The organism is Thermus altitudinis (assembly GCF_022760835.1).
Lineage (GTDB): Bacteria > Deinococcota > Deinococci > Deinococcales > Thermaceae > Thermus > Thermus altitudinis.
This window is the reverse complement of record NZ_JAKTNQ010000006.1, coordinates 21063-42849: the sequence shown is the minus strand read 5'-3', so window position 1 is coordinate 42849 and position 21787 is coordinate 21063. Positions and strand designations below refer to the sequence as shown.

The 21787-nt window shown below is 65.2% G+C and carries 22 protein-coding genes; 13 read left to right on the top strand and 9 right to left on the bottom strand.

Annotated elements, in window-relative coordinates; genetic code table 11:
- The 4 genes from nuoL (at position 1) to L0D16_RS03510 (ending at position 4963) form a co-directional block, all read left to right on the top strand.
- Positions 1-1818 carry an NADH-quinone oxidoreductase subunit L gene (gene nuoL / locus L0D16_RS03525; RefSeq protein ID WP_243030071.1) on the top strand — a complete coding sequence of 606 codons (1818 nt, stop codon included), beginning with the start codon at positions 1-3 and terminating at the stop codon, positions 1816-1818.
- The gene (locus L0D16_RS03520; RefSeq protein WP_243030070.1) at positions 1812-3221 is read left to right on the top strand and encodes a complex I subunit 4 family protein; all 1410 of its coding nucleotides are present in this window, start codon (positions 1812-1814) and stop codon (positions 3219-3221) included. The genes nuoL and L0D16_RS03520 overlap by 7 nt, the downstream gene beginning before the upstream one ends.
- Positions 3218-4498, top strand: coding sequence for an NADH-quinone oxidoreductase subunit N (locus L0D16_RS03515; protein WP_243030069.1), 1281 nt, complete (start codon positions 3218-3220; stop codon positions 4496-4498). The genes L0D16_RS03520 and L0D16_RS03515 overlap by 4 nt, the downstream gene beginning before the upstream one ends.
- A gap of 81 nt (positions 4499-4579) precedes the next feature.
- The gene (locus L0D16_RS03510; protein ID WP_243030068.1) at positions 4580-4963 is read left to right on the top strand and encodes a hypothetical protein; all 384 of its coding nucleotides are present in this window, start codon (positions 4580-4582) and stop codon (positions 4961-4963) included.
- Positions 4964-5023: 60 nt separating this feature from the next.
- Here L0D16_RS03510 and L0D16_RS03505 read toward each other — a convergent pair whose 3' ends face one another.
- Both L0D16_RS03505 and rocF read right to left on the bottom strand, forming a co-directional pair.
- Positions 5024-5173, bottom strand: coding sequence for a hypothetical protein (locus L0D16_RS03505; RefSeq protein ID WP_243030067.1), 150 nt, complete (start codon positions 5171-5173; stop codon positions 5024-5026).
- Positions 5174-5420: 247 nt separating this feature from the next.
- Positions 5421-6311 carry an arginase gene (gene rocF / locus L0D16_RS03500; protein WP_243030066.1) on the bottom strand — a complete coding sequence of 297 codons (891 nt, stop codon included), beginning with the start codon at positions 6309-6311 and terminating at the stop codon, positions 5421-5423.
- A gap of 84 nt (positions 6312-6395) precedes the next feature.
- Between rocF and L0D16_RS03495 the strand changes: the two genes are divergently transcribed.
- From L0D16_RS03495 to lysN, 9 genes are all read left to right on the top strand, one after another.
- Positions 6396-6932, top strand: a complete 537-nt coding sequence (locus L0D16_RS03495) for a YceD family protein (protein WP_243030065.1) — start codon at positions 6396-6398, stop codon at positions 6930-6932.
- Between the two features lie 59 nt (positions 6933-6991).
- Positions 6992-7174, top strand: a complete 183-nt coding sequence (rpmF, locus tag L0D16_RS03490) for a 50S ribosomal protein L32 (protein ID WP_243028511.1) — start codon at positions 6992-6994, stop codon at positions 7172-7174.
- A 90-nt stretch (positions 7175-7264) separates the two neighbouring features.
- Complete coding sequence (locus L0D16_RS03485) at positions 7265-8233, top strand: beta-ketoacyl-ACP synthase III (protein ID WP_243030064.1); 969 nt, start codon at positions 7265-7267, stop codon at positions 8231-8233.
- A complete protein-coding gene (gene fabD / locus L0D16_RS03480; RefSeq protein WP_243030063.1) occupies positions 8233-9150 on the top strand; it encodes an ACP S-malonyltransferase in 918 nt (305 codons plus the stop codon). Before L0D16_RS03485 ends, fabD begins: the two co-directional genes overlap by 1 nt.
- On the top strand, positions 9143-9880 hold the full coding sequence (fabG, locus tag L0D16_RS03475) for a 3-oxoacyl-[acyl-carrier-protein] reductase (protein ID WP_243028508.1): 738 nt from the start codon (positions 9143-9145) through the stop codon (positions 9878-9880). The genes fabD and fabG overlap by 8 nt, the downstream gene beginning before the upstream one ends.
- A gap of 53 nt (positions 9881-9933) precedes the next feature.
- A complete protein-coding gene (acpP, locus tag L0D16_RS03470) occupies positions 9934-10176 on the top strand; it encodes an acyl carrier protein (RefSeq protein ID WP_243030062.1) in 243 nt (80 codons plus the stop codon).
- A gap of 145 nt (positions 10177-10321) precedes the next feature.
- The gene (gene fabF, locus L0D16_RS03465) at positions 10322-11548 is read left to right on the top strand and encodes a beta-ketoacyl-ACP synthase II (protein WP_243030061.1); all 1227 of its coding nucleotides are present in this window, start codon (positions 10322-10324) and stop codon (positions 11546-11548) included.
- Positions 11549-12679, top strand: coding sequence for a deoxyguanosinetriphosphate triphosphohydrolase (locus L0D16_RS03460; RefSeq protein WP_243030060.1), 1131 nt, complete (start codon positions 11549-11551; stop codon positions 12677-12679). It begins immediately after the preceding gene.
- 25 nt (positions 12680-12704) lie between these two features.
- On the top strand, positions 12705-13898 hold the full coding sequence (gene lysN / locus L0D16_RS03455) for a 2-aminoadipate transaminase (RefSeq protein WP_243030059.1): 1194 nt from the start codon (positions 12705-12707) through the stop codon (positions 13896-13898).
- Here lysN and L0D16_RS03450 read toward each other — a convergent pair.
- The 7 genes from L0D16_RS03450 to L0D16_RS03420 all read right to left on the bottom strand — a co-directional run bounded on the left by L0D16_RS03450 (position 13881) and on the right by L0D16_RS03420 (position 21659).
- Positions 13881-14822, bottom strand: coding sequence for an RluA family pseudouridine synthase (locus L0D16_RS03450; protein ID WP_243030058.1), 942 nt, complete (start codon positions 14820-14822; stop codon positions 13881-13883). The two genes, lysN and L0D16_RS03450, sit on opposite strands and share 18 nt — an antisense overlap.
- Positions 14823-14895: 73 nt before the next feature.
- On the bottom strand, positions 14896-15726 hold the full coding sequence (locus tag L0D16_RS03445; RefSeq protein ID WP_243030057.1) for an ABC transporter ATP-binding protein: 831 nt from the start codon (positions 15724-15726) through the stop codon (positions 14896-14898).
- A gap of 42 nt (positions 15727-15768) precedes the next feature.
- Positions 15769-16971, bottom strand: a complete 1203-nt coding sequence (locus L0D16_RS03440) for an ABC transporter substrate-binding protein (protein ID WP_243030056.1) — start codon at positions 16969-16971, stop codon at positions 15769-15771.
- A gap of 41 nt (positions 16972-17012) precedes the next feature.
- The gene (locus tag L0D16_RS03435; RefSeq protein ID WP_243030055.1) at positions 17013-18080 is read right to left on the bottom strand and encodes a branched-chain amino acid ABC transporter permease; all 1068 of its coding nucleotides are present in this window, start codon (positions 18078-18080) and stop codon (positions 17013-17015) included.
- The gene (locus tag L0D16_RS03430; RefSeq protein WP_243030054.1) at positions 18077-18970 is read right to left on the bottom strand and encodes a branched-chain amino acid ABC transporter permease; all 894 of its coding nucleotides are present in this window, start codon (positions 18968-18970) and stop codon (positions 18077-18079) included. The genes L0D16_RS03435 and L0D16_RS03430 overlap by 4 nt, the downstream gene beginning before the upstream one ends.
- Positions 18967-20901 carry a long-chain fatty acid--CoA ligase gene (locus tag L0D16_RS03425; protein ID WP_243030053.1) on the bottom strand — a complete coding sequence of 645 codons (1935 nt, stop codon included), beginning with the start codon at positions 20899-20901 and terminating at the stop codon, positions 18967-18969. Before L0D16_RS03425 ends, L0D16_RS03430 begins: the two co-directional genes overlap by 4 nt.
- Positions 20898-21659 (bottom strand): ABC transporter ATP-binding protein, encoded by a 762-nt coding sequence (locus L0D16_RS03420; protein ID WP_243030052.1) that lies wholly within the window; start codon positions 21657-21659, stop codon positions 20898-20900. Before L0D16_RS03420 ends, L0D16_RS03425 begins: the two co-directional genes overlap by 4 nt.
- Positions 21660-21787 lie beyond the last annotated feature (128 nt).

The window sequence follows — 21787 nt, the reverse complement described above, 5'->3', positions numbered from 1 at the left end:
ATGCTTCTCCTGACCATCCTCCTTCCCCTCTTGGGCTTTGCCCTTTTGGGTCTTTTCGGCAAGCAGATGAAGGAACCCCTACCCGGGGTGGTCGCCTCCCTACTGGTCCTGGCCTCCTTCCTGGTGGGGGTGGGCCTTCTCCTTTCGGGTGGGGCCCGGTATGAGGCGGAATGGCTCCCGGGAATCCCCTTCAGCCTCCTTTTGGACAACCTCTCGGGCTTCATGCTCCTCATCGTCACCGGGGTGGGGTTCCTCATCCACGTCTACGCCATCGGCTACATGGGGGGGGATCCCGGCTACAGCCGCTTCTTCGCCTACTTCAACCTCTTCATCGCCATGATGCTCACCCTGGTCCTGGCCGACAGCTACCCGGTGATGTTCATCGGCTGGGAGGGGGTGGGATTGGCCAGCTTCCTCCTCATCGGCTTCTGGTATAAAAACGCCCAGTATGCGGACTCCGCCCGCAAGGCTTTCATCGTCAACCGCATCGGCGACCTGGGCTTCATGCTGGGCATGGCCATCCTCTTTGCCCTTTACGGCACCCTTTCCATCAGCGAGCTCAAAGAAGCCCTGGAAGGCCCCTTGAAAAACCCCAGCCTGCTGGCCCTGGCAGGCCTTCTCCTCTTCCTGGGGGCGGTGGGGAAAAGCGCCCAGGTGCCCCTCATGGTCTGGCTTCCCGACGCCATGGCCGGCCCCACCCCGGTTTCCGCCCTGATCCACGCGGCCACCATGGTGACCGCCGGGGTCTACCTCATCGCCCGTAGCTCCTTCCTCTACGCCAACCTCCCCGACGTTTCCTACACCATCGCCGTCATAGGCTTGATCACGGCCGCCTACGGGGCCCTTTCCGCCTTTGGCCAGACCGATATCAAGAAGATCGTGGCCTACTCCACCATCAGCCAGCTGGGGTACATGTTCCTGGCCGCCGGGGTAGGGGCCTACTGGGTGGCCCTCTTCCACGTCTTCACCCACGCCTTCTTCAAGGCCCTCCTCTTTCTGGCCTCGGGGAGCGTGATCCACGCCTTGGGTGGGGAACAGGATGTGCGCAAGATGGGCGGGCTTTGGAAGCACCTGCCCCTAACCCGCTGGCACGGGCTCATCGGGGCCCTGGCCTTAGGGGGCCTGCCCCTCCTCTCGGGCTTCTGGTCCAAGGACGCCATCCTCACCGCCACCCTCACCTACCCCTTCGGCGGCCTGGGCTTCTACCTGGGGGCGCTACTGGTGGCGGTGCTCACCGCCATGTACGCCATGCGCTGGTTCGTCCTGGTCTTTCTGGGGGAGGAGCGGGGGCACCACCATCCCCATGAGGCCCCTCCGGTAATGCTCTGGCCCAACCACCTTTTGGCCCTGGGCTCGGTGCTGGCCGGGTACCTGGCCCTGCCCCATCCCCTGCCCAACCTCCTCGAGCCCTTCTTGAAGCCCACCCTGGCGGAGGTGGAGGCCCACCACCTCTCCTTGGGAGCGGAATGGGGCCTCATCGCCCTCTCGGGGGTGGTGGCCCTCGGGGGGCTCTGGCTGGGCTTCACCTTCTTCCAACGGAAAACCTTCCCTGCCTGGTACCTCACCTTTGAAGCCTGGAGCCGGGAAAGCTTCTATGCGGACCGGGTGTACAACGCCCTTTTGGTGAACCCCTTGAAGGCCTTGGCGGAGGCCCTCTTCCTGGGGGACCGTAGCCTCCTGCGCGGCTACTTCGGCCTGGGCGGGGGGGTACGTAGCCTAGGCCAAGGGATCACTCGGCTGCAGACCGGTTACCTAAGGGTTTATGCCCTTCTTTTCGTGCTGGGCGCCTTGCTGCTACTGGGGGTGATGCGGTGGTAATCCTGGCGATTCTTTTACCCCTTCTCTTGGGCGGTCTCCTCCTTTTAGGCCTTCCCCGCACCCTGGGGGTTTGGGGGGCGGGGTTAAGCTTCCTCCTCAACCTCTACCTCTTCCTCACCCACCCGGGCGGAATGGCCCACGAGGTAACCCTTCCCTTGCTTCCGGGGTTCGGGGTTTACTGGGCCTTTGGGCTGGATGGGCTTGCCGCCCTCTTCTTCCTCACCATCGGCCTTACCGTCTTCCTGGGGGCTTTGGTGGCCCAGGTGGAAGGCCGGTTCTTGGGCCTGGCCCTTCTCATGTCCGGCCTTCTCCTGGGGCTTTTCGCCGCCCGGGACCTTTTGGTCTTCTACCTGTTCTTTGAAGCGGCCTTGATCCCCGCCCTCCTCATGCTCCTCTTCTATGGCGGTGAGGGGCGGCTTAAAGCCCTCTACACCTTCCTCCTCTTCACCCTGGCGGGATCCCTGCCCATGCTGGCCGCCATTCTGGCGGTGAAGGCCCTGGGGGGGAGCCCCAGCTTCCTCCTCGAGGACCTCCTGGCCCACCCGGTGGGGGGAAGCGTTGCCTTCTGGGTGTTTTTGGGCTTCGCCCTAGCCTTTGCCATCAAGACACCTCTTTTCCCCCTGCACGCCTGGCTTCCCCTCTTCCACCAGGAAAACCATCCCTCGGGGCTCGCCGACGCCATGGGCACCCTCTACAAGGTGGGGGTCTTCGCCTTTTTCCGCTTCGCCATCCCCTTAGCCCCGGGAGGATTTGCCGAACTTCAGGGGCTTCTCCTCTTCCTGGCGGCCATCTCCGCCCTATATGGCGCCTGGGTGGCCTTCTCCGCCAAGGACTTCAAGACCCTTTTGGCCTATGCCGGGGTTTCCCACATGGGGGTGGCCGCCTTGGGGGTCTTCTCCGGCACCCCGGAAGGGGCCATGGGGGGGCTTTACCTCCTGGCGGCCAGCGGGGTCTACACGGGGGGGCTTTTCCTCTTGGCGGGTAGGCTTTACGAAAGGCTTCACACCCTGGAGATCGGGCGCTTCCGGGGCCTAGCCGAAAGCGCCCCTGGGCTGAGCGCCCTGGCCCTTTTCCTGTTCCTGGCCATGGTGGGGCTTCCGGGGCTTTCCGGCTTTCCGGGAGAGCTTATGACCCTCCTTGGGGCCTACAAGGCCAGCCCCTGGCTCACCGCCCTCGCCTTCCTCTCGGTGATCGCCGGGGCCGCCTACGCCCTCACCGCCTTCCAGAAGGTCTTCTGGGAGGAGGGTCCGAGGGGGGCGGAGGACCTGAAGGGGGCGGAATGGCCCTTCGCCTTCCTGACGGTGGCCGCCTTGGTCCTCATGGGCGTCTTCCCCGGGTTCTTCGTAAAGGGCCTTGAGCCTCTGGCGGAGGCCTTCGCCAAGATCCTTGGAGGTGGCGCATGACCCTGATGGTGCTCACCGTGTTCTCCGTGGCCCTTACCCTTTTGGGCTTCTTCGTTTCCGTGCCCCTTTACAAACGGCTCACCATCCTGGGGCTCTCCTTGGCCCTTCTTTCCCTCCTTCTCACCTGGGGAAGGCCCTTCGCCCTTGGCCCCTACCAGGTGGACGGCATCGCCCAGGTCTTTACCCTGCTGGCCCTTTTGGGAGCCCTCTGGACCGTGGGGTTGGTGCGGAGCCGGCGCTTTGAGTTCTACCTCCTGGTCCTCTACGCCGCCTTGGGGATGCACCTTCTCGCCTCCACCCAAAACCTCATCCTGATGCTGGTGGCCCTCGAGGCCCTTTCCCTCCCCCTTTACGCCCTGGCCACCTGGCGGAAAGGGGAAGGTTTGGAAGCCGCCCTAAAGTACTTCCTCCTGGGGGCCTTGGCCGCCGCCTTCTTCCTCTACGGCACCGCCCTCCACTACGGGGCCACGGGCAGCCTCCTGGCGGGGACCCCTGGCGAAGGCCCCCTTTACGCCCTCGCCCTGGGCCTCCTCCTGGTGGGACTGGGCTTCAAGGTGGCCTTGGCCCCCTTCCACTTCTGGACCCCCGACGTCTACCAGGGTAGCCCCACCCCGGTGGTGCTCTTCATGGCCACGGGGGTGAAGGCGGCCGCCTTTGCCGCCCTGCTTCGGGTAGCCGCGCCGGGCGTCCCCGACGCCTTGACCCTCCTCATCGCCCTCTCCGTGATCCTGGGGAACCTGGCCGCCTTGGGCCAGCAGGAGGCGAAAAGGCTTTTGGCCTATAGCTCCATCGCCCACGCTGGGTACATGGCCTTGGCCCTCTACACGGGAAACGCCACGGCCTTGGGCTTCTACCTCCTCACCTACGTGCTGGCCACGGGACTGGCCTTCGCCGTGCTCTCGGAGGTCTCCCCCGACCGGGTGCCCCTAGAGCGGATCAAAGGCCTCTTCCACCGGGACCCTCTCCTCGGCCTGGGCCTTTTTGTGTCCTCCCTCTCCCTCCTGGGCCTACCTCCCCTGGCGGGCTTTTGGGGCAAGTACCTGGTCTTCAGTGAAGCGGCCAAGGCAGGCCAGTGGGGGCTCCTGGTGCTGGCCCTCCTCACCAGCGCGGTGAGCGCCTACTATTATCTGGCCTTGGGCTTGGCCGTGTTCCAGAAGGGGGCTGCCGAGGCCCACCCCCGTCCCTGGGCCCGGAGCGTGGCCCTGGGGGTAGCGCTTCTTCTCATCCTGCTGGGCCTCATTCCCGGAGCCGTGCTCCCCGCCCTGGCCGCGGGCTAAGCCCGTGGCCTTCCGGCCCTGGGGTACGGAAGGTATCCTGGGGCCCGGGACTTTTCCCCACACCAGGTTTACACTCAAGGCATGGAGGACCCCCTGGCCCATCTCCCGCGGGAGCTTTTGCACAAGGATCCCCTGGGGTACGTGGCCCGGGGGGCCCAGGCCTTGCCCAAGCACCTCCGGGGGGCCTGGCTCCTGGGGGTGGTAAGCGGCTTCCTCTGGCCGGAGGCCCCGCCGCCCAAGGACCTCTCCGCCTTTTTCCGCCGGAGCGAGGGGGCCTGGCGGGAGGCAGAGGCGTACTTCCTGGAAACGGGGCTGGACTTCCCGGTGCTGGTGAGCCAGTGGGCCAAGGAGGCCCTGGACCCCCTTCTCCACCGCAAAAAGGAACCTCCCTGGGAAAGCCTGGCCCTGGCCTTCCAGGGAGGGCAGAGGCTGGGACGGTACCTGCGGGGCCAGGCTAGGGGTTAAGCCCCATCCGTACCCCCCGGCACCTTAACTTAACCCCTGGCGCCCCATGACCCAACCGGTTTACGGATCCTCCCGGCGGTAGACCAAGGCCCGGGAAAGCCCTTGCGGTTTGAGCCGCCATTGGCCCCCTTCTTCCAGTCCCGCCTCGCCGGGATTCCTTCCCGTGCCCAGGCTGGCAAGACCCCCGGGCGCAAGCAGGGCATCCACCAAGGCCTGGGGGAAGAATAGCCCTAAAGCCGCAAAGGATAGTCCTGGGCCTTCCCCAGGACGGCATTGCCATCCGCCTCGAGGCCGGGAAAAGACCACGTACCGCTCCAGTGCCGCCGCATGCCGGCGCTCAATGGCCCCCTGGAGCCCCGCGAAAGGACCAGGTGGCCTTCCAAAACCATGAGGAGGAGGGCCCCACCCACCAACGCTTTGACGGGGATATAGCCGGCACAACCCCTGGCGCCAATCCCTAAAGGATACGTTTCCCTAAAAGGCTCAGGGCCAGGCCTACCATCATCTCCGCCGTGCGGTTGCGCTCGTCCAAAATGGGGTTCACCTCCACCAGGTCCAGGCTTCGCACCCGGCCCGAATGGGCCAGGATTTCCATGAGCAGGTGCGCCTCCCGGTAGGAAAGCCCCCCCGGGACCGGGGTCCCCACCCCGGGGGCCAGAGTGGGGTCCAGGACGTCGGCGTCCAGGGACACGTGAAGGGGAAGGCCAGCAAGCCTTTCCAAAACCTCCTCGGCGATGCGGGCCACCCCCAGGCGGTCCACCTCGTGCATGGTGTACACGGTAACCCCCATTTCCATAAGGAGACGCCTCTCCCCAGGGTCTAGGCTCCTTACCCCCACCAGGACCACCCGCTTGGGGTCCACCGCCTGGAAGGCCTCGGTCAGGCGGGGATGCCCCAGGCCGCAGAGCACCGCCAGGGGCATGCCGTGGATGTTGCCGCTGGGGCTGGTTTCCGGGGTGTTGAAGTCCGCGTGGGCATCCACCCAGACTACCCCCAGGGGCTCCCGGGCCACCCCGCTCACCGAACCCATGCTTAGGGAATGGTCCCCCCCTAGCACGATGGGGAACACCCCTTCCGGCAAGGAGCGGAGCCTTTCCCTAAGCTCGAGGGCCGCCTGGCGGATCTCCTCCAGGTAGGTCTGGCCATTCCCATGGGTTCTCCCTTTCCTAAGGGTTTCCGCCAGGGGCACCCCCACATCCCCCAGGTCCTCCACCCAGAACCCTAAGCCCTCCAGCTCCTCGGCAAGCCGGGCGTAGCGCAAAGCGGAAGGCCCCATGTCCACCCCGCGCCGCCCCGCACCCAAGTCCATGGGCACTCCTAGGATGGCCACCCGCTCCATGGGGGGCATGGTAGCAGAAAACCCCATACACCGCTTGGGAACTTTATGCCTCCCCTCTAGGAGAAAGGAGGGGGGAGCGCTATACTTAGAAGGATGGAATACCGCGAGGTGGCAAGCATCAATCTGGCCCGCCTCTTGCGAGAAGGAGGAACGGTTCGCGCCACAGGCGTGGTGCAGGAAGCCTTCTTTGTCGGGGAGGAGCGCTTCCCCTTGGAAGGCGAGGCCACCTGGAAGGTGGCGGTTTCCGCCGTGGGCGGGGACGAGTACTGGCTTTCCGGTGAGGTGGAGGGCGTGGCCCTCATGGAGTGCCGCCGCTGCCTCAAGCCCACCCCTACCCCCATCCACGCCCACTTCCAGCACCTTTTGCGCTACCAGCAGGGCCTGGGCGAGGTGGTCTTCCACGAGGAGGCGGAGGAGGAGTACTACACCTTTGGCGAGCCCGACTTGGACCTTCTTCCCTTCCTGACCGAGGCCTTCGTCACCGAAATGCCCTACACCGTCTTGTGCCAGGACGGATGCAAGGGCCTCTGCCCCGTGTGCGGGGCGGACCGCAACCTGGTGGACTGCGGCCACGAGCCGGAGGTCCACCACCCCTTATTGGGCCTTAAGGACCTCCTTCCCGAACTCTAGCGGGTCTGCTATACTACCAGGGGTTTAGCGGGGGCCTTAGCCCCCCTGGAGGACTGGAGATGGCCAAGCATCCTGTACCCAAGAAGAAGACCTCTAAGGCACGGCGCGATGCCCGTAGGAGCCACCACGCCCTGACCCCCCCGACCCTGGTACCCTGCCCCGAGTGCAAGGCGCCCAAACCCCCCCACACCGTCTGCCCGGAGTGCGGCTACTACGACGGGCGCAAGGTCCTGGAAGTCTAGACCGGGTCAAGATAAGAGGCCCCTAAACCCGGGGCCTCAACTTTTTTCACTGCTAGTGGGTATAGTGGTGCCCATGACGGGAGGTCAGGCATGAGCGGCATCCTGGCCCTGGGGGCTTACGTCCCCGAGAGGGTCATGAGGAACGAGGACTTTGAGGCCTATTTGGACACCTCGGACGAGTGGATCGTGACCCGCACCGGCATCCGGGAACGGCGCATCGCCGCCCAGGACGAGTACACCTCGGACCTGGCCTTCCAGGCGGTGGAGGACCTCCTCAAGCGGCACCCGGGGGCTTTGGAGGGAGTGGACGGGGTCATCGTGGCCACCAACACCCCCGACGCCCTTTTCCCCGACACCGCCGCCCTGGTCCAGGCCCGCTTTGGCATCCAGGGCTTCGCCTACGACCTGTTGGCGGGCTGCCCAGGATGGCTTTACGCCCTGGCCCAAGCCCACGCCCTGGTGGAGGCGGGCCTGGCCCGGAAGGTCCTGGTGGTGGGAGCCGAGGCCCTTTCCAAGATCCTGGACTGGAACGATCGGGCCACCGCCGTCCTCTTCGGGGACGCCGGGGGCGCGGCGGTGGTGGGAAGGGTGCGGGAAGGCTTCGGCTTCCGCTCCTTCGTGCTGGGGGCGGACGGCAGCGGGGCCAAGGAGCTCTACCACGCCTGCGTGGCCCCTAGGCTTCCCGACGGCACCTCCATGCGCAACCGCCTCTACATGAATGGGCGCGAGGTCTTCAAGTTCGCCGTGCGGGTGATGAACACCGCCACCCTCGAGGCCATAGAGAAAGCCGGCCTCACCCCGGAGGACATCAAGGTCTTCGTGCCCCACCAGGCGAACCTGAGGATCATTGACGCCGCCCGGGAGCGCCTGGGCCTTCCCTGGGAGCGGGTGGTGGTGAACGTGGACCGCTACGGCAACACCTCCACCGCCTCCATCCCCTTAGCCCTTAAGGAGGCGGTGGACGACGGCCGGATCCAAGAAGGGGATCACGTGCTCCTGGTTTCCTTTGGGGCCGGGCTCACCTGGGCCGCGGCGGTACTCACCTGGGGGGGAGCCTGATGTACGCCGCCCTCTTTCCCGGCCAAGGCTCCCAGCGGGTGGGCATGGGAAAGGCCCTCTACGAGGCCTTTCCCGCCGCCAAAGAGGTCCTGGACCGGGCCGAGGCCACCTTGCCCGGCCTCCTAAGGCTCATGTGGGAAGGCCCGGAGGAAGCCCTCACCCTCACGGAGAACCAGCAACCCGCCCTCCTGGCGGTGGGCTACGCCGCCTACCGGGCCTTTTTGGCGGCCGGGGGGAAGGAACCCCTTCTGGCCGCAGGCCATTCCCTGGGGGAATGGACCGCCCACGTGGCCGCCGGCACCCTGGGGCTGGAGGATGCCCTTAGGCTGGTGCGCCTCCGGGGCCGGTACATGCAGGAGGCCGTACCCCCAGGAAAGGGGGCCATGGCCGCCATCCTAAAGCTTCCCCTCGAGGCCATCCAGGAGGCCTTGGCCGGGCTAGAGGGGGTGGAGGTGGCCAACCTCAACGCCCCCGAGCAGACGGTGATCTCCGGGGAGAAGGGGGCGGTGGAAGAGGCGGCGGAAAGGTTAAAGGAAAAACGGGCCCGGGTGGTCTTCCTGCCGGTCTCCGCCCCCTTCCACTCCTCCCTGATGGCGCCCGCCAAGGAACGCCTGGCCCGGGACCTGTCAGGGGTGGCCCTAAGGAAACCCCGTTTTCCCGTTTACTCCAACGTGACCGCCAAGCCCGAGGAGGACCCCGAGCGCATCCGTGCGCTTCTCCTGGAGCAGATCACCGCCCCGGTGCGCTGGGTGGAGATCCTAAGGGATATGGAAAAGAGGGGCCTCCGGCGCTTTTTGGAGTTTGGTAGCGGCGAGGTGCTCAAGGGCCTGGTGGCCCGCACCCTGAAGGAAGCCCAGGCCCTTTCCGTGGGAGACCCAGAAGGGGTAAGAAAGGCCTTGGAGGTGGAGGATGCGTAAGGCACTGGTGACAGGGGCCAGCCGGGGCATCGGCCGGGCCATCGCCCTGAGGCTGGCCCAGGAAGGCTACGCCTTGGTGATCCACTACGGCCAGAACCGGGAGAAGGCGGAAGAGGTGGCGGAGGAGGCCAGGAGGCTGGGTAGCCCCCTGGTGGGGGTCCTGGGGGCCAACCTCCTGGAGGCGGAAGCCGCCACGGGTTTGGTCCACGCCGCGGCGGAGATCCTGGGCGGGCTGGACACCCTGGTGAACAACGCCGGCATCACCCGGGACACCCTCCTCATCCGCATGAAGGACGAGGACTGGGAGGCGGTCCTCGAGGCCAACCTCTCCGCGGTCTTCCGCACCACCCGCGAGGCCATCAAGCTCATGATGAAGGCCCGCTTCGGGCGCATCGTGAACATCACCAGCGTGGTGGGCATCCTGGGCAACCCCGGCCAGGCCAACTACGTGGCCTCCAAGGCGGGGCTCATCGGCTTCACCCGGGCGGTGGCCAAGGAGTACGCCGCCAGGGGGATCACGGTGAACGCGGTGGCCCCGGGGTTCATAGAAACGGAGATGACGGGAAAGCTTCCCAAAGAAGTCCAAGAGGCCTACCTGAAGAGCATCCCCGCAGGCCGCTTTGGCCGCCCGGAGGAGGTGGCCGAGGCCGTGGCCTTCTTGGTCTCCGAGGCCGCCGGGTACATCACCGGCCAGACCCTGTGCGTGGACGGGGGGCTCACCCCCCATTGAGGGGGCCAGGCCCGGGGCTAGACCCCGTGGTAAAATCCCCAAGGGAGGTTTTCATGACGGAGCAGGAAATCTTTGAAAAGGTCAAGGCGGTTATCGCGGAAAAGCTCTCGGTGGAGCCGGAGAAAGTCACCCTCGAGGCCCGCTTCATTGAGGACCTGGGGGCGGACAGCCTGGACACCGTGGAGCTGATCATGGGCCTGGAGGACGAGTTCGGCCTGGAGATCTCCGACGAGGAGGCGGAAAAGATCCGCACGGTTAAGGATGCGGTGGCCTTCATCCAGGCCAAGCTGGGCTAGGCTTTACCCCGCCCCACCCTGGTTTTGGCCAAGGTGGGGGCCCCGGTAAATCCCTAGGGGAGAGGGCACGGGTACTAGAGCCTCGAGGAGGGCGCATCCGCGCGCCCTTTCTCCTTTCCCTGGCTCCTTTCGGTATACTACCCCCATGCGACGCGTGGTCATCACCGGCCTCGGCCCCTTAACCCCCATCGGCGTGGGGGCCGAAGCCTACCACAAGGCCCAACTTGCCGGGAGAAGCGGGGTGCGCCCCATCACCCGCTTTGATGCCTCCACCTTGCCGGTGCGCATCGCCGCCGAGGTGGACGTCAACCCAGAGGCGTTCCTAGACAAAAAGGAACTCCGGCGGCTGGACCGCTTCGTCCAGTACGCCCTGATCGCGGCGGAGCTGGCCCTTAAGGATGCGGGGCTGGAGCCCGGGGCCCTAGACCCCGAGCGGGTGGGGACCCTGGTGGGCACGGGTATCGGGGGCATGGAGACCTGGGAGGCCCAGAGCAAGGTCTTCCTGGAGCGGGGCCCAAACCGCATCAGCCCCTTTTTCATCCCCATGATGATCGCCAACATGGCCTCGGCCCACATCGCCATGCGCTATGGCTTCATGGGACCGAGCTCCACCGCGGTCACCGCCTGCGCCACGGGCTCGGATGCCATCGGCAACGCCTTGCGCATGATCCAGCTGGGGGAAGCGGACATCGTGCTGGCTGGGGGCACCGAGGCCGCCATCACCCCCATGGCCATCGGGGCCTTTGCCGTGATGCGGGCCCTTTCCACCCGGAACGAGGAACCCCAAAAGGCCAGCCGCCCCTTCACCCTAAGCCGGGATGGCTTCGTGATGGGGGAAGGAGCGGGGGTCTTGGTGCTGGAAGAGTACGAGCACGCCAAAAAGCGGGGCGCCAGGATCTACGCCGAACTGGTGGGCTTTGGCCGGAGCGCCGACGCCCACCACATCACCGAGCCCCACCCCGAGGGCAAAGGCGCCGCCTTGGCCATGCGCCGCGCCCTCTGGGATGCCCGAGTGGACCCCGAGGCGGTGGGCTACATCAACGCCCACGGCACCTCCACCCCCGTGGGGGACCGGGCCGAGGTCCTGGCCATCAAGGAGGTCTTTGGGGAGCACGCCAAAAGGCTTATGGTCTCCAGCACCAAGAGCATGACCGGCCACCTCCTGGGGGCCGCGGGAGGGATTGAGGCCATCGCCACGGCGCAGGCCCTCTACCACGGGGTCATCCCCCCCACCATCAACCTGGAGGACCCCGACCCCGAGCTGGACCTGGACTTCGTGCCCGAGCCCCGGGAGGCCAAGGTGACCTACGCCCTCTCCAACTCCTTCGCCTTCGGCGGGCAAAACGCCGTCCTGCTCTTCAAACGGGTTTAGATGCTGATAGACCGGGAAAGGCTTCTGGAGGAGGAGGCCCAGCGCCTGGCCCCCTATGCGCAAAAGGCCCGGGACACCCGGGGAAGGCAGCACCCGGAGCCCGAGTCCCCCTACCGCACCCCTTACCAGAAGGACCGGGACCGCATCCTGCACACCACCGCCTTCCGCCGCCTGGAGTACAAGACCCAGGTCTTCCCCAACTGGGCCGGGGACTACTACCGCACCCGCCTGACCCATACCCTCGAGGTGGTCCAGGTGGCCCGTTCCATCGCCCGGGCCTTAGGCCTCAACGAGGACCTCACCGAGGCCATCGCCCTTTCCCACGACCTGGGCCACCCGCCCTTCGGCCACACGGGGGAGAAGGTCCTGAATGGCCTGATGCAGGGGCACGGGGGGTTTGAGCACAACGCCCAAGCCCTCCGGATCCTCACCGAGCTAGAGGTCCGCTACCCCAGCTTCCAGGGCCTTAACCTCACCTACGAGGTCCTGGAGGGTATCGCCACCCACGAGGCCGCCTACGATACCGGTTTCAAGGCCGAATACCCGGGGAAGGGTACCCTCGAGGCCCAGGTGGTGGATCTCTCCGACGCCATCGCCTACGCCGCCCACGACCTGGACGACGGCCTCCGTAGCGGCCTCCTCCGCCCCGAGGAGCTTACCGAGGTCCCCTTTCTGCAGGAGCTGGCCCAGGAAGAAGGCTTGGACCTCTCCCGGCTCACCGAGCTTTCCCGCCGCATCCTGGTGCGCCAACTCCTGGGGTTCCTCATCACCGCTGCCATAGAGGCCATCCACCAGGAGGTGGAACGGGCGGGGGTAAGGAGCGCCGAAGAGGTACGCCGGCACTCCCAGCGCCTGGCCCGCCTCACCCCGGAGGCCGAGCAGGCCCACCAGGAGTTGAAAGGGTTTCTCAGGGAGCGTTTCTACCGCCACCCTGAGGTCCTAAGGGAACGGCGCAAGGCGGAAATAGTTCTAGAACAGCTTTTCCACACCTATACCCGTTACCCGGAAATCCTCCCCAAAGAGGTCCAGGCCCGGATCCCCAAAGGGGGCTTGGAACGGGCAGTCTGCGACTACATCGCCGGCATGACGGACCGGTACGCCCTCGAGGCCTACCGAAAGCTCTTTCCCTGAGGGCCCTAAGCGCTAGAATGGGTGGGTGAAAACCCTGGACTGGAATACCCGTTTTGGCGAGCGGGCAGGGCGCATCCAGGCCTCCACCATCCGCGAGCTGCTAAAACTCACCCAGCGCCCCGGCATCCTGAGCTTTGCCGGGGGGCTTCCTGCCCCTGAGCTTTTCCCCAAGGAGGAGGCGGCAGAAAAGGCAGCGGAAATCCTCAGGGAAAAGGGCGAGGTGGCCCTGCAGTATGGCCCCACGGAGGGATACACCCCCTTAAGGGCCTGGGTGGCGGACTGGCTTGGGGTCAGCCTGGAAGAGGTCCTCATCACCACGGGAAGCCAGCAGGCCCTGGACCTCTTGGGCAAGGTCTTTCTGGACGAGGGAAGCCCCGTGCTGCTGGAAGCCCCCAGCTACATGGGGGCCATCCAGGCCTTCCGGGCCTATGGTCCCCGCTTCCTCACGGTGCCGGCAGGGGAGGAAGGCCCGGACTTAGGAGCCTTGGAAAGGGTCCTGGCCCGGGAAGAGCCCCGTTTCCTCTACCTCATCCCCTCCTTCCAAAACCCCTCCGGGGGCCTAATGCCCCTGGAAGCCCGCAAAGGCCTTTTGGAACTGGCCATGGAGCAGGGCCTCATCCTGGTGGAGGACGATGCGTACCGGGAGCTTTACTTCGGAGAAACCCGCCTGCCTAGCCTCTTTGAGCTTTCCCGGGAGGTGGGCTATCCCGGGGTCATTTACCTCAGCAGCTTCTCCAAGGTGCTGGCCCCGGGCCTTCGGGTGGCCTTTGTCGTAGCCCAACCGGAGGTCATCCGCAAACTGACCCAGGCCAAGCAAGGGGTGGACCTGCACACCCCGGTCCTCAACCAGATCCTGGTGCACGAGCTGGTGAAGGAGGGCTTCCCCGAGCGCCTGGCAAGGATCCGCGCCACCTATAGGGCCAAGGCCCAGGCCATGCTGGAGGCCCTGGGGAAGGAGATGCCCAAGGAGGTGGCCTACACCCGGCCCAAGGGGGGGATGTTCGTCTGGATGACCCTGCCCGAAGGCCTATCCGCCGAGGCTCTTTTCGCAAGGGCCATAGAGGAAAACGTGGCCTTCGTGCCTGGCGGAGCCTTCTTTGCCAACGGGGGCGGGGAGAATACCTTAAGGCTTTCCTACGCCACCTTGGACGGGGAGCGGATCCAGGAGGGAATCCGCCGACTGGGGAAGGCGCTAAAAGGCCTACTGGCCTTGGCCTAGGGCCTGGAGCGCCTCCAATCGTATACCCGCCGGCCACCTCCCCCCCACCCCCTCCCAGGCCTGGACCATATCGGCGGGCACCGGGGCCTGGAACTCCAGGATGCGGCCGGTGCGGGGGTGGGGGAAGCGGAGCTCATAGGCATGGAGGGCCTGGCGCGGGATGTGGGGGCTTAGCCGCCCGTAGACCGCATCCCCCAGGATAGGGGCCTGCAAATGCTTCAGGTGGACGCGGATCTGGTGGGTGCGCCCCGTATGGGGCCGGGCCTCCACCAGGGCCAACGCCCCCGCCGTGGCCAGGATGCGAAACTCGGTCTCCGCATACCGAGGCGCAATCCCCCCGACATGCATCTTGTGCCGCTCCACGGGATGGCGGCCGATGGGGGCGATGAGGGTCCCTTCCCGGGGATGCCCTTCGGTGATGGCCAGGTAGCGCTTCATCACCAACCGGTCGCGGAAAGCCTTGGCCAGGGCCTCGTGGGCCCCTGGGTGCTTAGCCACCACCAAGACCCCGCTGGTATCCTTGTCCAAGCGGTGCACAATGCCCGGGCGCACCAGCTCGGGGCGGGAGGCCTCGGCCTCCTCGAGGGGGAAATGCCGGCCCAAAAGGGCGTTCACCACGGTACCCGTGTAGACCCCAGGGGCCGGGTGGGTGAGGAGGCCTGCGGGCTTGTTGAGGACCAGGAGGTCCTCGTCCTCATAGAGCACGGGGAGAGGGAGGTCCTCCGGAAGCACGAAGGGCTTGTCCTCCTCGGGGAACACCTGGACCTCCTCCCCCTTAAGGCGGTAGGAGGCCTTCGCCACCACCTTCTCCCCCACCTGGACCCGGCCCTGGGCGATCCACTCCTGGGCCCGGCTGCGGCTCACCCCACAGGCCTCGGCCACCGCCTGGTCCAGGCGCACCCCCTCGGCACGAAAGCGCACCATCCCCCTCATGATAGCGGGCCGGGCGGCTTCCTGGCCTTCCCTTACAGGAGGGGGCTCCTTGCGCGCAAACGGGCTACATGAACCGCTTTCGCCGCTTGTAGGCCTTGACCTCTTTAAAGCTTTTCCGCCCACCCCCCTTGGCCACCCCCAGGTAGAACTCCTGCACGTCGGGGTTTTCCAGCAAGTACTCCCGGTCCCCTTCCAGCACGATCCGGCCCGTTTCCATGATGTAGCCGTAGTGGGCAATGGAAAGGGCCACCCGGGCGTTCTGCTCCACCACCAAGACCGTAACCCCTTCCTCCGCATTCACCCGGGCCACGATGTCAAAGATCTCCCGCACCAAAAGGGGAGCCAGGCCCAAGGAAGGCTCGTCCAGGAGGAGGAGGCGCGGCCTGGCTAGGAGGGCCCTACCGATGGCGATCATCTGCTGCTCCCCCCCTGAGCAGTACCCAGCCAAGCGGTTGCGGAGGTCCGCCAGGCGGGGGAAGTAGTGGTAGATGCGCTCCAGTTCCTCCTTTAGGCGCACGGCCTTTCGGGTCAGGGTGCCCACCCAGAGGTTTTCCTCCACCGTGAGGTGCTTAAAGACCCGGCGGCCTTCCAGCACCTGCACGATCCCCATCCGCACGATCTCCTCGGGGGGGCGGTTATGGATGGGCTTCCCCTGGTAGAGGATCTCCCCCCTCACCACCTCCCCATCCTCGGGGATGAGGAGGCCGGAGATGGCCCTCAAGGTGGTGGTCTTCCCCGCCCCGTTAGGGCCTAAGAGGGCGGTGATGCGCCCTTCGGGCACCTTTAGGGAAACACCGCGGAGCACCTGGATGATGTCGTGGTAGACCACCTCGATGTTGTTGACCAAAAGGAGGATGGGGCCTAAGTCTTCGGGGCGTGTGGGGTTCAGGCTCATGGCGAAAGGAATGCCCGGGGGTTGCCCCCCGGGCCTAACGGACTACTTGCCGTAGTGCACCTTGCGGAAGAGGGCCGAGGTGAAGGGCTCGGTGATGGGGACAAAGCGGCCGCCCTTGGCCTCGAGGATCCTCAAGCCCTCCGCCCCGGTACGCTCCGTCTTGGTGAAGTCAATCTCAATGCCCTGCTTGGTGGAAACGGCAAAGCCCGGCTTAAAGGCGTTGGGGCCGTTCATGCCAATGAGGGCCTGGTAGACCGTCTCCCCAGTGATGCGCTTGAACCGCTCCTGGGCCCGGCGCATGGCTTCCACCGCGATGGCGGTGGCCAGCATGCCGTTGGTGTAGTTCACGCTCTCCACGATGGCCTGGGAACGCTTGTACTTCTCCCCCAGCTCCTTCTGCAAACGGATACCCGGGGTGTCCTCGTGGTACATGTAGAAGCTGGTGGCCCACAAGAACCCCTCCGCCGCATCTCCCGCCAGGTTGATGAGGTCAGGGCCGCCCGTGTAGTGGGCCCCAAGCTGCTTGATCTTCTTGTCCAGCCCCAGGCGCTTGGCATCCTTAAGGATGTTGGCCACCGGCCCGGCCACATTCTGGTGCACGATGAACTCCACCCCTGCCGCCTCAAAGCGCTTGAGGAGGGCGGTGTTGTCCAGGTTCCCCGCCCCCACCTCCTGCACGTCCACGATCTGCAGGCCAAGCTGGGCCGCCGCCTTGCGGGCATCGGCCACCGGGGCCCGGCCAAAGGGCGAGGGGTGGACCACTAGGGCCACCTTGGCCCCCTTCTTCTGCTTGGCGATGTACTCCAAAAGGGCCACCACCTGCTCGGAGTAGGTGGTGGTGGGGATGAAGAAGTACTCGTTGTTGGGGGGGTCAATGAGCTCCACGTGCATGGAGGCGGGAATGGTGGGGACCTTTACCTCTTGGATCAAGGACTTCAGCTGCAGGTTGGCCCCGGTGGCGTAGGAGAGGAAAACCGGGATCTTGAAACGGTCCAGGGCCTCCTCAAAGAAGCGCTGGGTGTTGGCGTTGTTGTACTGGTCGTCCCGTACCAGGCAGTTCAGCACCACCCCCGGGATGAGCTTTCTTTCATTGGCGTACTTACAGTAGTCCTCTACCCCCGCGGCATAAGGCGCCCCCGCATCCGAGGTGGGACCGGTGATGGCCCCCGACCACAGGATGGTCACCTGCTGCTGGCCCAAGGCCAGCCCCGCCATGGCTACAAGACCCAACCAAACCTTTCGCATCTCGCTCACCTCCCATTGCCAACCCCATAAGGGGGGGTTGCCTAGTACTTGAAGGGCCAGGTGCGGAAGTAGCTTCGCACCAGGCGCCACCAGTTGTAAAGCCCCCTGGGCTCAAACATGAGGAAGAGGACGATGATGAGGCCAAAGGCCAAGGGCCTGAGGGCGCTGGCCACGTCCACCCCCGCCACGCTGAACCCCAGGGCCTTGATGAGGTTGGAAAGCGCCTCCATGTTCACGTCCAGAAGCTCCAGGAAAGCCGGCCCCAGGAAACTCCCCACCAGGGTACCCAATCCCCCCACGATGGCCATGGCCAAAAGCTTGATGGAAACCGCAAAGGTATAGTCCTCTATGACCACGGCCCGGGAAAGGTAGGCGTAGAGCACCCCCGCCACCCCAGCGTAAAAAGCGCCCAGGGCAAAGGCGAAGAGCTTGGTGCGGCCCGGGTCCATGCCCATGGCGTCCGCGGCCCGGTCGTTATCCCGCACCGCCACCAAAGCCCTCCCGTAGCGGGTGCGAAGCAGGTTGCGGAAGAAGAGGGCCAGGATCACCAAGATGGCCAAGGCGACGTAGTACCAAAAGTGAAAGTGGTTGCGAAAACCCGCCTCATACCCCAGGAAGCTGGCCCGGGGCATGTCCATGGCCCCGCCCTGCTTCAGAAGGGGCAGGTGCCCCACGGTCCACTCAAAGACCACCTGGAAGGCTAAGGTGGCCAGGGCCAGGTAAAGGTGCTTGACCCGCAGGCTAGGGATCCCCACCAGGAAGCCGAAGAAGGCCGCTACCAGACCCCCTAGGGGAACCACCAACCAAAAGGGAAGCCCCTGGGGGGCCAGAAGCGCCGCCGTGTAGGCCCCCACCCCCATGAAGGCCGCCTGGCCGATGTTGATGAGGCCGGCATAGCCCGTGGTGATGTTGAGCCCCAAGACCGCGATGCTGTACACCAGGATCAGGTCCAGGATGAAGACCTGGGTTCGGGAGAGGAACTGGGGGAGAACCAGGAGAAAACCCAGGAAGAGCAGCAAGGAAACCAGCTCCCGGTGGGTGGCGAAGATGCTGGTGTCCTGCCGGTAAGAGGTGCGGTAGTTTCCCGTCTGGGCCCAAGGGTTTCTCATACGCGCTCAATCTCCTCCGTGCCGAAAAGGCCATGGGGCTTAAACCAAAGGACCAAAAGGAGCGCCAGGAAGGGGAAGACGTCCCGGGTACCCCCGCCCGGGACATAGGGGTCCAGGAACCCCGCCGCCAGGTTCTCCAACACCCCTATCAGAATCCCCGCCACCACCGCCCCCGGGATGGAGTCCAGCCCCCCCAGGATCACCACCGGGAAAACCCGCAGGCCGATGTGCACCAAGGCGTCCAGGTTGAGGCCGGAGATGGTCCCCACCACCAGGCCCGCGGCCGCCGCCGTAAGCCCCGCCGCCGCCCAGGCCAGGGCGAAGACCCTTTCCACGGAAACCCCGAGGCTCATGGCCGCCATCTGGTCGTCGGCCACGCTGCGCATGGCCACCCCCAGGGTGGAACGCTGGAAGAACCAGGTGAAGGCCAGGAGAAAGAGCAGGGTGAAGCCCACGGCCAAAAGCTGGGCATAGGAGATCTGCACCCCCAGAAGCGTCACCCCCCCAGCGGGTAGGAAACTGGGATAGCTAAAGTTTCCCGCCCCATAAGGGGTGAGGTGAATCAGGCCGTCCAGCAAGGAGGCCAGGCCGATGGTAGCCATGATGACCGCGATGATGGGCTGGCCCACCATGCGTTTCAGGAAAACCCGCTCCACGCCAAAACCCAGGAGGGCAGTGAGGCCTAAGGCCAAGGCCGCGGCCAATAGGAAAGGAGCCCCCAGGGACACCATGGCCCAGTAGGCCAAAAAGGCCCCGATGGCGATGAACTGGCCTTGGGCAAAGTTCACCACCCGGCTGGCCTTGTAGATGAGGACGAAGCCCAGGGCCGCCAGGGCGTAGACCAAGCCCAGCACAATCCCGGAAAAGAGAAGTTGCAGGAAAAAGCTCACGCCACCACCTCCTCCCGCAGGTGCAAAACCGGCACCCGGGCCCGCACCCGCTGGACGGTCCCGTCCTGGTAGCGGTATTCCGCCTCCACCTCCACCGCCTCGAGGGGGGAGTACAAGGCCTCCACCAAGGGGGCGTACCTCTTGGCGATGAGGCCCCGGCGCACCTTGCCCGTGCGGGTCAGCTCCTCGTCGTCGGCGTCCAAGAGCTTATAGAGCAGGACAAAACGGCGGATTTTGAGGTCCTCGGGCAACTCCCGATTCACCTTTTCCACCTCCTGGCGGATGAGCTCCGCCACCTCCGGCTTTAGGGAAAGGTCCAGATAGGTGGTGTAGGCCAGCCCCCGGTCCTCCGCCCACTTGCCCACCGTCTGGGGATCGATGTTGATGAAGGCCGCCAGGTAGGGCTTGCGGTCGCCGAAGACCACCGCCTCCTTGATATAAGGGGAGAACTTCAGCTTGTTCTCCACGAACTGCGGGCTGAAGACCGTCCCCCTTTCCGTGCGCATGACGTCGGAAAGCCGGTCAATCACCACCAGGTGCCCATCCTCGGTAAGGTAGCCGGCATCCCCCGTGTGCAGCCAGCCGTCCCGGAAGGTCTCCGCCGTGGCCTCGGGGCGTTCCCAGTACCCGGCGCAGACGGCATCGGAGCGGCAGAGGATCTCCCCCTCCTCGCTGATGCGCACCTCGGTGCCGGGAATGGGCAGGCCCACGGTATCGTGGCGCACATCCCCATCCCGGTGGACGAAGGCGATGCCGATGATCTCCGTCTGGCCGTAGATCTGCTTCAGGTTAACCCCGATGGCGTGGAAGAAGCGGAAGACATCGGGGCCCAAGGCGGCACCCCCGGTATAGGCCCGCCTCAGGCGCAAGAAGCCCAACTGGTCCCTTAAGGGCTTAAAGAGCACCTGGTCCGCCACCCAGTAGGCCAGGCGAAGCCCCAGGGGCATGGGTTTTCCCCGCATGCGGTACTCCGCCGCCCGGTAGCCGATCTTAAGGAGTTTCTCGTAGACGAAACGGTTGAAGGCGTAGCTCTCCGACATGCGCACCCAGATGTTGCTCTGGATGGCCTCCCAGACCCTGGGCGGGCTGAACATCACGTGGGGGCCAATCTCCTTAAGGTCCTGCATGGCGGTTTCTACCGCCTCCGGGAAGTTGACGGCAAAGCCCCCGGTGAGGGCCATGGCCACCGACATCATCTGCTCCCCGATCCAGGCCAAGGGTAGGAAGGAGAGGTAGTCGTCGGTAGGAAGAAGGGGATCCACCTCCTGCAGGGCCACCCCCATGTGGATGAGGTTGCGGTGGCGGAGCATGGCCGCCTTGGGCCTTCCCGTGGTGCCGGAGGTGGAGGAAAGGTGGCAGACCTCCTCGGGGCTGGCCTCGAGGAGCAACCGCTCCACCGCATCCGGATACCTCCTCCGGTGTTCCCGGCCCCGCTCCAGCACCTCCTCAAAGGAAAGGAGCCAGGGGTCCCGGTAGCCCCGCATGCCCTTGGGGTCCTCGTAGATCACGTGGCGGACCTTGGGGATTTCGCTGCGGATCTCGTAGAGCTTGTCCACCTGCTCCTGGTCCTCGGCCAGCACGAAGCTGGCCCCGGTGTAGTCCAGCATGTAGGCGATCTCCGGGGGAAGGCTACTTTGGTAGACCCCCACGCTGATCCCCCTCACCGCCTGGGCCCCAAGCTCCGCATAGAGCCACTCCGGGATGTTGTCGGCGATGATGGCCAGCCTCTCCCCGGGTTGGAACCCCAGGTCCAGAAGGCCGTGGGCGAAGAGAAGAACCTTTTCATAATACTCGGCATAGGTGATCTCATTCCAGATACCGTAGTCCTTTTCCCTCAAGGCCACCCGGTCCCCCTCCTCCTCCGCCCTCAGGCGCAGAAGCTGGGGCAGGGTGTAGCGCTTCATCTCGTAGGAGGGCCTCAGGGCCTTCATGCTCCCACCCCCAGGTAGGCCTCCTGCACCCGGGGATTCCTGGCCACCTCCTCGGGAGGTCCTTCGGCGATCACCTGGCCGAAGTCCAGCACGTAGACCCGGTCGGAGATGTCCATGACCACGCCCAAGTCGTGCTCAATGAGGATTACCGTGGTGCCTTGGGCCCGGATCTCCAGGATGAAGCGCACCATGTCCTCCTTTTCCTCCAGGGTCATCCCCGCCATGGGCTCGTCCAGAAGGAGGAGCTTGGGGGAGAGGGAAAGGGCCCGGGCCACCTCCACCCGCTTCCTGACCCCATAAGGAAGGTTGCCCACCAGGGCCTTGCGGTAAGGCTCCAGCTCCATGAAGTCAATGACCTCCTCCACCATCCGGCGGTTTTCCACCTCCTTATCCAGGGCCTTCCCATAAAAAACCCCTGCCTGGAACAGGTTGTAGCCCAGGTAGGTGTGCCGGGCTAGCATGAGGTTTTCCAACACGGTAAGGCCAGAGAAGAGCTCAATGTTTTGGAAAGCCCGGGCGATGCCCTTCCGGGTGACCTCGTGGGGGCTTGAGCGGGTGATCTCCTGTCCCTCAAAGAGGATCCGTCCTCGCTGGGGGTGGTAAAACCCCGAGATGCAGTTTAGGAGGCTGGTCTTCCCCGCCCCGTTGGGGCCGATGACGGAGACCAGCTCCCCCTTCTCCACCGCCAAGGAAACCGAGGTAAGGGCGGCCACGCCGCCGAAGGTTAGGGTGACGTTTTCCACCTCAAGCTGGGCCACGGAGATCCTCCCTAACAACCGTTTGGGGGGAAGTATAAGGGGAACCCCAGCCCATGTCAACGCACTCTTGCCAAGGTGTAAAAAACCGTTAGACCTTCTACCGCCCTCCTTATGCTACACTCTTTAGG